The following is a 12857-nucleotide window of genomic DNA, read 5'->3' on the forward strand; positions in this document are numbered from 1 at the left end:
GCGTGCTCTGGGTCGGTGAGGGCGGCGGCAGCCTGGTCTTCGCCGACGCCCTGCGCCGCATCGGTCGCACCCCGGACATCGAGATCGGCGAGACGAACAGCCTTCCCTACGGGGCTCGCGTCCGTGCGCCCGGCGTCATCACCGCATCGCGCAAGGCCGGAGGCACCCTCGTGTCGGTCCTGGGCCGCGACCGCGGCCTCGTGGGCATCGCGCAGGCCGTGTGGCCGTGGGTGACGCCGGCCGAGAACGTCTGGGAGACGGTCCTGCTCAACTTCAACGCCATCGACCACGTGCCGCCGATCATCTGCAACCTCGGCGTCGTCGAGGGCCGGCACGGGAAGATGCTGCTCTGGGGTGAGGGCGCCTCGCCGAGCGTCGCGCGGATCATCGAGACCCTCGACGGTGAGTTGCTGGAACTGCGCCGCGCCCTGGGCGTGCGCAACGCCAAGCGCTACGCCGACTACCTCGTCGAGCAGGGCTTCGCGCCGCCGGGAGCGGAGTCGTTCTTCGACCTGTTGCAGTCCAGCACGTTCTCCGACAGCACCTTCCGGTGCGGACCGGACGCCCTGTCCAGCCGGTACATCACCGAGGACGTGCCGTACGCACTGGTGCTGTTCTCGTCCATCGGGCGGGCGGTCGGCGTGCCGACGCCGACGGTGGACAGCCTGACCCACCTGGCCTCCATCGCCCTCGGGCGCGACCTGTTCGCCGAAGGCCGCACGCTCGACGACGTCGGCCTGGGTGGGCGCGACCGCGACGGGCTCGTCGCCGCGGCCGAGGCAGGCCGGTGGTGACGGGACTGCGGCTCGCCGGCGGCTCGATACTGTCCGCGGCCGGGGACGCCGCGACCGGCGACCTCGCCATCCGCGCCGGGCGCATCGCCGAGAGCCGACCCGACGACGAGATCGTCGACGTGACCGGCCACCTGGTGCTGCCGGGCCTGGCCAACCGCCACGACCATCTCCGGTCGCTACTACCGGCCAGCCGAGCAGCAGAGACGCTGCCGTTGCCTGCGGTCGTGGAACGCGCCGGTGCGGCCGGTGCGGCGGCGACTCCGGAGCATTACCGGGCCCTGACGGCCCTGGGCGCGGCCCGGATGGTGCTCGGCGGCGTGACATCGGTCATCGACCACATCTACCCGGTGCATGTTCCGGGGATGATCGAAGCGGCCGCCGCCGGCCACGACGACGTCGGACTGCGCGCCTCGCTCGCTGTCGGGCTGATGGACCACGGCCACCCGGACGTGGTCCAAGACCCCGAGACGACCATCGCCACCGTGGCCCGCATCGCCGACGACACCGTTCCCGCCGAACGGCTGTACCTGGCACCGGTGTCGCTGCGGCAGTCGTCACTCGACGTCTACACCGCAGCAGTGCGCGCCGCGGACCGGCTCGGGATCCGGCTCTACACCCACATCGCCGAATCCGCTGCTGAGGTCGACGCCTGCGTCGCCGAACACGGTCTGCGCCCGGTCGAGTTGCTGCACTCGATCGGGTTCCTGCGCCCCGGCACGACGGTGGTGCACGCCGTGCAGCTCAGCGAGCACGAACGGGACCTGCTGGCAACCACCGGCACGGCCGTCGCATACTGCCCCTCGAACCACCTGCGCTTCGCCAAGGGGTTCGCCCCGGTACGCGACCTGCTCGACCGCGGCGTGCGCGTGGGGCTGGGCATCGACGGCATGGTCGACGGCTTCACCGAGATGCGCCAGGCCGTCTACGCGCAGGCCCAGGCCACCGGCATCACCGGCGCCCTCACCACGGTCGAGGCGTACCGGATGGCCGTCGGGGGTGAGCTGGCTGTGGGCGAACGCGCCGACGTCGTGGTCGTCGCTCAAGACCGGCTCGAAGTGCAGCCGATCGCCGACCCGTTGTGGACGCTGGTGCACCGCATGGTCGGCGCCGACGTCACCGACGTGTACGTCGACGGCACGCCCGTGGTCCGGCAACGGACCTTGACCAGAGTCAGCCACGCCGACATCGCCGAGCAGGCCGCGGCAGCTACCGCTGCCATCGCCTCGGCCTGCGGCATCGACCTTCCACCTGGCGGCAGCGCCGCCACCCCAGTCAACCCGGTCAGATCTGGGAACCGAGCGGGTTCCCGATAATCCGAGGAGGCACCACCATGACACGTCAGAGCAGCGTCGCTCTCGGCCGGCGCCGGGCCGGTCACCCCTTCGTTCTCGACCGGCGGCGGTTCCTCGGTCTCGGTGCGGGAGCACTGGCCGGCGCCGCGCTCGCCGGCTGCGGCGGCTCGTCGAGCACCGTCGGTTCCGGTGACGGCGGCGGCAGCGGTAACGGAGGAGGCGGCGGCAGTGACACCCTCACCGTGTGGGGTAGCAATGCCTGGTCCGATGGCGATGCCCCGTTCGTCAAGGCGCTGGAGAACTACCCGGATGCCGAGGTCGAGTACGAGCCGTTCCCGGCCAACGACCTGGTCGACAAGATCACCACGGCGATCAACGGCGGCGGCGGGCCGGATGTCATGCTGCTCGACGTCAGCCAGGTGACCCAGTTCGGTGCTTCGGGCCTGTTCGCCGACATCACCCACCAGTTCTCACCCTTGGCCGGCGACTTCTTCGAGGCCAGTGTGCTGTCCGCGCAGTTCGAGGGGCGGCAGTACGCGGTGCCGTACGACACCAACAACGTCGCCCTGTTCTGGAACACGCGCCTGTTCGCCGAAGCCGGGATCGACTCACCCCCGACCACGTGGGAGGAGTTCCTGGCCGCGGCGGTCGAGCTCACCCACGACGACCAGTACGGCTTCATGATGGGCGCGTTGGGCTACGGCGCGTTCCTCTGGTGGCCCTGGCTGTGGCAGAACAGCGGGCAGATCCTGACCGACGACCTCACCAAGGCCGCGTTCAACGACGAGGCCGGGCGCGAGGCATGGCAGTTCTACGCCGATCTCCACCTGAAACACGGCGTCGTGCCGCCCACCTTCCTCACCGTCACCCAGTCGTGGGACGAGTACAACGACCCGTTCATCGGCGAGAAGGTGGCGATGATGACCACCGGCAGCTGGGCGATGGCCTCCATCGAGACGATCAATCCCGAGCTCGAGTACGCCGTGGCTCCGCTGCCCACCCGAGACCGGGGCGCCACCGTGGTCGGCGGGAACGCGCTCGCGGTGTCGGCGGAGTCGGCCAAGGCCGACGCAGCCTGGAAGCTGATCGAGTACCTCGTCAGCGCGGACCAGCGTTCGGTCATCGAGGAGTCGTCTCGCATGTCCGCGCGCCGCGACGTCGTCGACACCGAGTACGTCAAGGCCGATCCCGCGTTGCAGACGTTCGCCCAGCAGGCGGAGTACGGCGTGGCCCGGCCATCGATCCCCAACTGGGGGCAGATCGAGTGGGGCGTCATGGCGGAGTCGTGGGACAGCGTCATCCATGAGCAAGCCGCTCCGCTGGACGCGCTGGACCAGGCCCAGGCCGAGGTCGACAAGGTGCTGGCCGGCTAGAACCGGAGGTCCTCCGACTCGGGGGGTTCGACATCATGACCCTGACCACACCCGTGCGCGACACCACGTCGCAGTCGCCGGCACAGCGGCACCACACGCCGCTGCGCCGGCGGCTCACCCCGCTCGCGTTCGTCGGGCCGGCCGTCGTCGTGCTCGTGATCATGCTCGCGTACCCGGTGGGGAACGCGATCTGGACCAGCTTCAACTACGAGGTCGCTACCGCGCCCGGCGAAGGAGAGTTCGCCGGGCTCGGCAACTTCCGCAACATCTTCGGCGACTCGGACTTCGTCGGCGCGTCGATCCGCAGCAGCTTGTGGGTCCTCGGCAACCTGGTGCTGCAGATCGTGCTCGGCCTGGTCATCGCCTCGGTGTTGAACCAGCGGCTGCGCGCGCGGGCGGTGATCCGCAGCGTCGTCATCATCCCGTGGGTGGTGCCGACCGTGGTGGTCGCGATCATGTGGCGGTTCCTGCTCGACCCCTCCAGCGGCCCACTGAACGACATCCTGATCTCCACCGGGGTCGTCAGTGATCCGCCGCTGTGGCTGGCCGACACCACGCTCGCGTTTCCGATGCTGACGTTGATCAGCGTCTGGAAATGGACCCCGTTCGTGGCGGTCATCTTGTTGGCCGGGTTGCAGTCGGTGCCCGACGAGGTGCGGGAGGCCGCACTGATCGACGGCGCCAGCACCTTCCAGCGGTTCCGCTACGTGATCATGCCGCACATCCACACCAGCATCGCCATGTCCAGCGTCTTGACCATCGCCTACTCGATCAACAACTTCGCGGGCATCTGGCTGTTCACCCGTGGCGGGCCCGCCGGGAGCACCGAGACGCTGACCACGCTGGCCTACCGCTACGCGTTCCAGGCGTTCGACTTCGGCCGAGCCTCCGCCGTGGCGGTGATCTTGTTCGCCTTCGTGTTCCTCGTCAGCTGTGTGTACTTCTACCTCGTGGAGGGCAGGCGCCGATGAATGCCCACACCTCGCACCCCCGGCTGCGCCGCGCCGGGCTGTACGCGCTGATCGTCGTCATCCTCGCCATGGTGATCGTGCCGTTCGGCTGGATGGTGCTGTCGAGCTTCAAGACACCGGCCGAGATCCGCGGTCTCACCGACAGTTGGCTGCCCGAAGGTCTCTACCTGGGCAACTACCAAGGCCTGCAGGACACGTCGTTCGTCACCTACTTCGTCAACAGCATCGTCATCGCCGTCGGCACGACCGCGCTGTCGATCATCATCGCCGTGCTGGCCGGCTACGGCCTGGCCCGGTTCAACTTCGTCGGCAACCGCATGCTGCTCATCGCCATCGTGACCATGCAGATGTTCCCGGCGGTGCTCCTGGCCGTGCCGCTGTACAAGATGCTCAGTGCCGCGCAGTTGCTCGACACCCGGGGCGGGCTCGTCGTCGTCTACATCACCTTCGCGCTGCCGTTCTGCATCTGGATGCTGCGCAACTACTTCCTCACCGTGCCGGTGGAGGTGGAAGAGGCCGCCTTGATCGACGGCTGCAACCGACTGACCGCCTTGTGGCGGGTGCTACTGCCGCCGACCATGCCGGCCGTCGCCGCCGCGGCCGCGTTCTGCGTGATCCAGGTGTGGGAGGAGTTCCTCTACGCCAACACGTTCATCGACTCCGACGAGCTGCGCCCGCTGTCGGTCGGGCTGAACTCGCTGATCGGTCAGTACTCCACCGACTGGGGCCGCCTGATGGCTTCCGGCGTGCTCATGGTGATCCCGGTGGTGCTGATCTTCGCGTTCCTGCAGCGCTACCTGACTCAACTGGCTGGAGGGTCGGTCAAGGGATGAAGATCATCGACGTCCGATGCGTGCGGTACACCGGCGAGCTCGAGCATCCGGAACCGTTCTGGTCCGAACGGCTGCGCCGACCGGTCGACGTCTACCCGGAATTCGCCGCGCTCGGGGCCACCGACCTGCCACGGACCGGGCCGGATCGCTACCGGGTCGAGAGCATCTTCCTGCACATCGACACCGACACCGGCCTCACCGGGACGACCGCCCACATCAGCGCCGACCAGGCGCACATCGTCAACACGACGCTACGACCGGTGTTGCTCGGCGCTGATCCGCTGGCGACCGAACGGCTGTGGGACGTCGGGTACCGCTCGTCCATCCACGCCCGCCGCGGCGCGGGCATGCTGGCGCTGTCGGCGGTGGACTGCGCGCTGTGGGACATCCGTGGGCAGCATTTCGGCGTGCCGTGCCACGTCCTGCTGGGTGGCCCGACCCGCTCGACGGTCCCGGTCTACGTCTCGACGCTGGGCGCCGCGCTCGACCGCGACAGCGTGCGGCGCACGACCCGCGCGGTCGTCGATTCCGGCGCCAAGGGCATCAAGTGGTTCCCGCGGGTCGGCCCGCCCGACGGCGCCGCCGGGGTGCGCGCCGTGGCCGAGCTGGTCGAGACCGTGCGGGCCGAAGCCGGCGACGATCTCGAGATCATGCTGGACGCGTGGAGCTCGTGGGACGTCGCGTTCACCGTCGACGTCGCCCGGGCGATCCGCGACCTGGGTGTGCGCTGGATCGAAGAACCCCTGAACACCGACGACGTGGCGGGTTACCGACGGCTGCGCGAAGTGTTGCGGGGGGCCGGCAGCACGGTGGCCATCGCCGGGGGCGAGCACGAGTACGGCCGGTGGGGATTCGCCGCGTTCACCGCTGCTGACGTGTTCGACGTCTACCAGCCTGACCCGCATTGGTCCGGCGGCATCAGCGAGGTGGCGAAGATCGCCTCGATCGTCTCCGCCGCCGGGGCGCCGATGATCCCGCACGGCCAGTCGATGCAGTGCAACGCCGCTCTCACCTTCGCCGCGTCGCCGCAGCTCACACCAGAGATGGAGTACCTGACCCGGCTGGCGCCGCTGTACCAGCACTTCCTCGCTCACCCCATCACGGCAACCGACGGGATGATCAGCGCACCGACCCGCCCAGGGCTGGGGATGGAACTGGACCCCGACCGCATCGTCACCGCGGAGCCGGTGGCATGAGCCGAGCGCGAACCGAAGACGCCAGCAGCGCCCGCGTCACCACGCCCGTGGTCGCGTCGCTGTGGCGCTACGACGCCGCCGCCGTCACCGCGATGGCCGCACCGCACGACGTTCAGGTCGTCGAACCGGCGCCGGGACTCACCACGATCGACCTCGTCCGCGACGCCGACATCGTGCTGGCCGACCCGTCCGGCCACTACGCTCTGACCGGCGAGGTCATCGCGCAGATGCGGCGCTGCCGGCTGATCCAGCAGCCGTCGGTGGGTACCGACACCCTGGACGTCGCCGCCGCGGCCGCGCGCGGCATACCGGTGGCGAACACCGCGGGCAGCAACAGCCGGTCGGTCGCCGAATGGGTCGTGATGGCCATCCTGACCCTGCTGCGCGACGCGCATCGCTCGCACGCGGACATGACCGACGGTGCCTGGCCACGTCCGCGGCCGGGCCGCGAGCTGGGCGGGCTCACGGTGGGGTTGATCGGGATGGGCAACACCGGCCGTGCGGTGGCGGCGGCGCTGGCCGGCTTCGGCTGCACCGTGGTGTTCCATCACCATCGCCGCTGCCCGGACCCGCCGGCCGGCACCCGCCAGGTCCCCCTCGACGACCTGCTGCGCCGCAGCGACGTGGTCAGCCTGCATGTGCCGCTGCGCCCCACCACCCGGCACCTGCTCGACGCCGACCGACTGGCGATGATGAAACCCGACGCCATCGTGATCAACACCAGCCGTGGACCGGTGATCGACGAGGCCGCGCTGCAGACCTGGCTGGCCGCCCGCCCGGATCGCCGGGCCGGTCTCGACGTGTTCGCCGTCGAGCCACTCGCCCCGGACTCTCCGCTGCGCCAGAACCCGCAGGTGCTGCTCAGCCCGCATGTCGCCGCGCGCACCGCAGACGTCCACCGCCGCTTGGACGAGCTGATCGGTGAAAACCTGCGCCGTGCGTTGTCCGGGCGTGAGGTCCTACACTGGGTCGATGACGGAGGAGGGTCGCCGTGAGCACCATGCGGCTGCACTCGATCGAGCTGCTGGCCACGATGACCGGCGAGGAGATCACCGACGGCGCCGTCTTGGTCCGCGACGGCTGGATCGAGCAGGTGGGCACCACCAGCGAGGTCACCACCACCGCCGACGAGTCCGTGGACCTGTCCGGCCATGTGGTTCTGCCCGGCCTGGTCAACACCCACCAGCACCTGTGGCAGACCCTGACCCGGGCCGTCCCCGCTGCGCAGGATGCTGCCTTGATCGACTGGCTCACCGTGCTGTTCCCGGTCTGGGAGAAGCTCACGCCCGAGGCCGTCCGGACGGCGGCTGCCGTCGGCGCCGCGGAATTGGCCCTGTCCGGGTGCACCACCGTCGCCGACCACCACTACGTGTGGCCGAACGGCGTGCGCATCGACGACATCGTCGACGCCGTGACCCAGGTCGGCCTCCGCGCGCACCTGACCCGCGGCGGCATGAGCATCGGCGCGTCCCAGGGCGGCCTGGCCGCCGACGCGCTCACCGAGACCGAAGACATCATCGTCGAGGCGACCGAGCACGCGATCACCCGCTTCCACGACCCGGAACCGGGGGCCATGCTCCGCATCGCGGCCGGGCCGCCCTCGGTGCTGTCGACCTCGGCGCAGGTGTTGCGCGAACTCGCCGCGCTGGCCTCGCGCCAAGGTGTCGGCTTGCATACCCACCTGGCCGAGACCGCCGGTGAGGCCGAGCGTTGCCGGCTGGCCGTCGGGGAGGCTCCGCTGCCCTACCTGATGTCGCTGGACTGGAGCGGCCCACACGTCTGGTTCGCCCACGCCGTGCATCTCGATGCCGATTCCATCGCGTCCCTGGCCGAGGCAGGCGCCGGTGTCGCGCACTGCCCGACGTCGAACATGCGGCTGGGCTCCGGGATCGCGCCGGTGCGCGAGTTCCTGACCGCCGGGCTCCGGGTGGGGCTCGGTGTCGACGGGGCCGCCTCCAACGACTCCGGCGACCTGCTCACCGAGGCCCGTCAGGCGATGCTGCTCGCGCGCCTCGCCGACGGATTGCGCGGCGGCCCCGGCGAGCACGGCTTCCTGACCGCACGCCAGGCGCTGCAGATGGCGACCACCGGCGGTGCCGACGTGCTCGGGCGGGACGACATCGGCGTGCTGGCGCCTGGTCGCGCCGCCGACATCATCGCCGTCGACCTCGACCGCCCCCGGTTCTCAGGTCAGCACGACCCGCTCGCAGCACTGGTGTTCTGCGGCGCGAACGGGGTCGACCAGTCGTGGGTGCACGGTCGCCGGGTGGTCGAGGACGGGCAGCTGCGTACCGTCGATGTCGGCGACCTGCTCACCGAACATGGAGCTCACGCGGCGGAGCTGGTGGCATGACGGCGACCGCCCGGATGCGCGAACTGCTGGCGTTCATCTACGACGACCGGGTGGCGCGCGACCTCACCGATCGGTTGACGAAGCGACATCCCGCCGCCCCCGACGACCAACGGGTCCGGTTCGGCCACGCCGACGCGGTGCTCATCAGCTACGCCGACACCGTCCGGGACGAGTCCGTACCACCGCTGCGCACGCTGCGCCAGGTCGTCGCCGACCATGCGCCGGAATACACCCACCTGCATGTCCTACCGTTCTTCCCGTCCTCCGGCGACGGCGGCTTCTCCATCGTCGACTTCACCGAGGTCGATCCGGCGCACGGCGATTGGGACGACATCGCCGCCCTCGCCGCTGACCGCCGGCTCATGGTCGACCTCGTGCTCAATCACGTCTCGTCGCGCTCGCCGTGGTTCCGCGGGTTCCTGGCCGGCGACCCGGAGCGCTCGGACTGGTTTCACGTCGTCGACCCGTCGACCGACCTGAGCGGGGTGTTCCGGCCCCGGACGCACCCGTTGCTCACCCGGTTCGACACCGTGCGCGGACGCGAGTACGTGTGGACGACGTTCTCGGCCGACCAGGTCGACCTGAACTTCGCGAACCCGGCGGTACTGGAAGCTGTCCTCGACGTGCTCGCGGACTACGTGGCCCACGGCGCGCGCGTGATCCGTCTCGACGCGGTCGGGTTCGTCTGGAAAGAGCTCGGCACGCCGTGCCTGCATCATCCGAAGACGCACGCCGTCGTGAAGCTCATGCGGGCCTTCCTCGACCGGATCGCTCCGGACGTGCAACTGGTCACCGAGACCAACGTCCCCCACGCGGACAACATCGCCTACTTCGGCGACGGCAGCGACGAAGCGCAGATGGTGTACAACTTCGCCCTGCCGCCCTTGGTCCTCGACGCCTTCGCCCGCGGGGACACCACCGATCTGTCCGCGTGGGCAGCGACATTGTCGACGTCGGGCGACACCACGTTCTTCAACTTTCTGGCCTCGCACGACGGCATCGGTATGACTGCGGCGTACCCGATCGTGGGCGCGGACCGGGTGGGCGAGCTGGCCGAACGAGTCCGGCGTCTCGGCGGGGACTGGTCCGGGCGCACCACCGACGCCGGAACCGTCGTCCCGTACGAGTTGAACATCGGCTACGCCGACGCACTCGCCGACCACCAGGGCCAGGACCCGCGCGAGATCGCCCAGCGGATGCTCGCGGCGGCGTCGATCCAGTTCGCGCTGCAAGGTGTTCCCGGTGTCTACGTGCACAGTCACCTCGGCTCGCGCTCCTGGTGGGACGGCCCAGCTGTGACGGGCGAGAAGCGCTCGATCAACCGGGAACGCCTACAGTTGGACCGGCTGCGGACCGAGTTGGCCGATCCGCACGGAGCGCGAGCCATCGCCACCGACGGGCACCGGCGACTGCTGCGGACGCGGCGGCACCACCCGGCGTTCGACCCGTACACGCCGCACCGCGTCGAGTCGAAAGACCCGCGGGTGTTCTCGCTGCTCCGGCAGCACGACCAGGACGAACTGTGGTGCGTGACGAACATTTCCGCCGACGTGGTGACGATGCCCGCACCGCCCGGATGGGCCAGCCGGCGCGATGTTCTCACCGGCACCGCCGAGCACGGCCCGGTGCGCCTCGGGCCGTACGAGTATCGCTGGTACGGTGGCTGACACTCGCGGCGACCGGCGTGACCGCGGCGTTTACCGCAGATCGTCGCGGGTAGTGCCCTGATCGGCGGGGGAACGTACGGGTCGGTGGAGACCGCATGGACATGCCTTCGACGAACGCCGCCCGTTCCGCGGGAGCCGAGGACCATCAGGTCGTGATCGGACTCGTGGTCGACCACGGGGCGACGCCCACCGAGGTCGGCGAGTACCTGCAGAACGAGCTGGCCGGCCTGTTGACCGAGCATGTCGACGACACGACCTCATGGGAGGTCCGGGCCTCGCACGAGCCATTGCCCGCCGGCAAGTACGGCCATGCGTCCATGTTCGATGTCGGTCAGGAGCGGCTGCGCGAACGTGGCTGGGACCTGACGATCTGCATCACCGATCTCCCCATGCGCAGCGGGCGGCGCCCGGTCGTCGCCGAGGCCAGCATGGACCGTGGTACCGCGGTGGTGTCACTGCCGGCTTTCGGCGTGATGCGGTTGCAGCGCCGAGTTTCCCGTGTCGTGGTCCAGCTGATCGCCGAACTCTTGGGTCGCGACGTCTCCGCCGACTTCCAGCCCAGCATGAAGAGCCGCCGACGGCCGCAGCGCTGGTTGAGCGGTCGCTTCGACCGGGTTGACCCGGACGATTCCGAGAACGTCGACGTCCGGATCACCGCGTCGCGTGGAACGCAACGCATGCTCGTCGGCATGGTCCGCGCCAATCAACCCTGGCTGGTGGCTTTCGGCCTCACCGGCGCGACGGCCGGCTCGTTGGCCTTCAGCGCCTTCTACCTACTCAGCAGCACGCTGTGGGAACTGAGTAACCAGCTCGGCCCGGTCCGGTTGAGCCTGGCCACCCTGTCCTCACTGACCGTCCTGGTGAGCTGGCTGATCATTCGCCACGGTTTGTGGGAGAGCCCGAGACGCGCCGATCTTCCCCACGAACGCTACGAAGTCCGGCTGTTCAACGCCTCCACCGTGCTGACGCTGGCCATCGGCATGCTGTGCATGTACGTCGCCCTGTTGCTCATGCTGTTCGCAGCGGCGTGGCTGATCCTGGACGATGCGGTCCTGAGCACCTACGTCGGCGGGAGCGTCGGATTCGGGACCTACGCGAACATCGCCTGGCTGGCTACCTCCGCTGCCGGTATCGCCGGCGCGCTCGGCTCGAGCTTCGACAGCGAAGCGAAGGTCCGCCAAGCGGCCTACAGCTACCGTGAGCACGAACGCCGGGCTCAGCGCGAACAGGAACGCCAGTCCGAGCAGAGCGGGGACCACCGCGAGAGCGAGACCTCAGCACAGCGTTCCTGAGCACGTCATCGCGCGTATGAGACGGTGTGCTCCTCGGTGAACTCCAGCATGCCGTCCAGGCCACCTTCGCGGCCGATCCCGGCGTTGCCGATACCGCCGAAGGGCACCTCCGGCGTGTTGGGTGCGCCGTTGTTGACCCCGACGATGCCGATGGCCAGGCGCGCCGACAGTTGCGCCGCGTGCTCGGCATCGGCCGACATTACGTACCCGCCCAGTCCGGTCCGCCACGAGTTCACCTCGGCGACCACGGCGTCCTCGTCGGTGTAGGGCCGCACCGCGCAGACCGGACCGAAGATCTCCTCGTTCCACACGGCGGTGTCGGACGTGACCTCCACCAACGCCGGCGCGACGAAGAACCCCGGCGAGTCCGGCAGCGGCGCGCGGTCGACCCGGCAGCCGTCGGACTCGGCCGTCTCGACCAGGTGATCGAGGCGCTCGACATGACTACGCCGCAACATCGGCCCCACGTCGGTGCCGGTATCGGTCGGATCGCCGGTGGTCAATCCGCTGATGCGGGTCCGCAGCGCCTCGAGGAAGTCCGGATAGTGCGCTTCGTGCACGAAGACGTTGTTCGCGGCGATGCACGAGGCGCCGTTGTTGCGGAACTTCGCGACCATCAAGGCGTCCAGAGCGACCTGCGAGTCGGCATCTTCGGTGACGATGAACGGCGCCTTCCCGCCCAGTTCCAGGGTCACCCGGGTCAGCGACCGCATCGCGCGCTGCGCGACCGCGGAGCCGACTCGCGTCGAGCCGGTGAACGTGACGGCGTCGACGTCCGGGCTGTCGACGAGTGCGGTGGTGAGCACTTCACCGTCCCCGACCACGACGCTGAGGACGTCGGCCGGCAGAAGTGGCTCGCACAGCCGGGTGAACGCCAAGCTCGTCAACGGCGTGAGCTCCGAGGCCTTCTGGACCACCGGGCAGCCGGCGGCCAGCGCCGCGGCGACCTTGCGGGCGGGAATGGACAGCGGGAAGTTCCAGGGACTGATCGCCGCGACCACCCCCACGGGCCGGCGCGTCACGGTGAACCGGCGCAGGGCGGTGACGAACCCTTCGTCGCGCGGCATGGTGGCCGCGTCGGCGAAC

11 protein-coding genes are annotated in these 12857 nt (G+C 69.6%); 10 read left to right on the forward strand and 1 reads right to left on the reverse strand.

What is annotated here, in order from left to right:
- The 10 genes from M6444_RS07740 to M6444_RS07785 all read left to right on the forward strand — a co-directional run.
- Positions 1-794, forward strand: a 794-nt coding sequence (locus tag M6444_RS07740; protein WP_298325166.1) for an NAD/NADP octopine/nopaline dehydrogenase family protein, incomplete at its 5' end; no start/stop codon positions are given.
- Complete coding sequence (locus M6444_RS07745) at positions 791-2107, forward strand: amidohydrolase family protein (RefSeq protein ID WP_298325170.1); 1317 nt, start codon at positions 791-793, stop codon at positions 2105-2107. The genes M6444_RS07740 and M6444_RS07745, both read left to right, overlap by 4 nt.
- 17 nt (positions 2108-2124) lie before the next feature.
- Complete coding sequence (locus tag M6444_RS07750; RefSeq protein WP_298325172.1) at positions 2125-3459, forward strand: ABC transporter substrate-binding protein; 1335 nt, start codon at positions 2125-2127, stop codon at positions 3457-3459.
- Between the two features lie 35 nt (positions 3460-3494).
- Entirely contained in the window at positions 3495-4430 is a 936-nt protein-coding gene (locus M6444_RS07755) for a sugar ABC transporter permease (RefSeq protein ID WP_298325174.1), read from the forward strand.
- The gene (locus M6444_RS07760; RefSeq protein ID WP_298325176.1) at positions 4427-5263 is read left to right on the forward strand and encodes a carbohydrate ABC transporter permease; all 837 of its coding nucleotides are present in this window, start codon (positions 4427-4429) and stop codon (positions 5261-5263) included. The genes M6444_RS07755 and M6444_RS07760 overlap by 4 nt, the downstream gene beginning before the upstream one ends.
- Entirely contained in the window at positions 5260-6459 is a 1200-nt protein-coding gene (locus M6444_RS07765) for an enolase C-terminal domain-like protein (protein ID WP_298325178.1), read from the forward strand. Before M6444_RS07760 ends, M6444_RS07765 begins: the two co-directional genes overlap by 4 nt.
- Complete coding sequence (locus tag M6444_RS07770; protein WP_298325181.1) at positions 6456-7454, forward strand: 2-hydroxyacid dehydrogenase; 999 nt, start codon at positions 6456-6458, stop codon at positions 7452-7454. Before M6444_RS07765 ends, M6444_RS07770 begins: the two co-directional genes overlap by 4 nt.
- Before the next feature lie 5 nt (positions 7455-7459).
- Complete coding sequence (locus M6444_RS07775) at positions 7460-8812, forward strand: 8-oxoguanine deaminase (RefSeq protein WP_298325190.1); 1353 nt, start codon at positions 7460-7462, stop codon at positions 8810-8812.
- Positions 8809-10479: an alpha-amylase family glycosyl hydrolase gene (locus tag M6444_RS07780; RefSeq protein ID WP_298325184.1), complete on the forward strand. Its 1671-nt coding sequence runs from the start codon at positions 8809-8811 to the stop codon at positions 10477-10479. The genes M6444_RS07775 and M6444_RS07780 overlap by 4 nt, the downstream gene beginning before the upstream one ends.
- Before the next feature lie 101 nt (positions 10480-10580).
- On the forward strand, positions 10581-11771 hold the full coding sequence (locus M6444_RS07785; RefSeq protein WP_298325185.1) for a hypothetical protein: 1191 nt from the start codon (positions 10581-10583) through the stop codon (positions 11769-11771).
- 5 nt (positions 11772-11776) lie between these two features.
- Here the strand turns inward: M6444_RS07785 and M6444_RS07790 are convergent.
- Positions 11777-12857 (reverse strand): aldehyde dehydrogenase family protein (locus M6444_RS07790; RefSeq protein WP_298325188.1); only part of this gene is annotated, 1081 nt, incomplete at its 5' end.

The organism is Haloactinopolyspora sp. (assembly GCF_027324685.1).
Lineage (GTDB): Bacteria > Actinomycetota > Actinomycetes > Jiangellales > Jiangellaceae > Haloactinopolyspora.

What these genes read in the sequence shown, in the direction of transcription:
- M6444_RS07750 (WP_298325172.1), top strand. Translation starts at nt 2,125, where the DNA reads ATGACACGTCAGAGCAGCGTCGCTCTCGGCCGGCGCCGGGCCGGTCAC.
- M6444_RS07755 (WP_298325174.1), top strand. Translation starts at nt 3,495, where the DNA reads ATGACCCTGACCACACCCGTGCGCGACACCACGTCGCAGTCGCCGGCA.
- M6444_RS07760 (WP_298325176.1), top strand. Translation starts at nt 4,427, where the DNA reads ATGAATGCCCACACCTCGCACCCCCGGCTGCGCCGCGCCGGGCTGTAC.
- M6444_RS07765 (WP_298325178.1), top strand. Translation starts at nt 5,260, where the DNA reads ATGAAGATCATCGACGTCCGATGCGTGCGGTACACCGGCGAGCTCGAG.
- M6444_RS07770 (WP_298325181.1), top strand. Translation starts at nt 6,456, where the DNA reads ATGAGCCGAGCGCGAACCGAAGACGCCAGCAGCGCCCGCGTCACCACG.
- M6444_RS07775 (WP_298325190.1), top strand. Translation starts at nt 7,460, where the DNA reads ATGCGGCTGCACTCGATCGAGCTGCTGGCCACGATGACCGGCGAGGAG.
- M6444_RS07780 (WP_298325184.1), top strand. Translation starts at nt 8,809, where the DNA reads ATGACGGCGACCGCCCGGATGCGCGAACTGCTGGCGTTCATCTACGAC.
- M6444_RS07785 (WP_298325185.1), top strand. Translation starts at nt 10,581, where the DNA reads ATGCCTTCGACGAACGCCGCCCGTTCCGCGGGAGCCGAGGACCATCAG.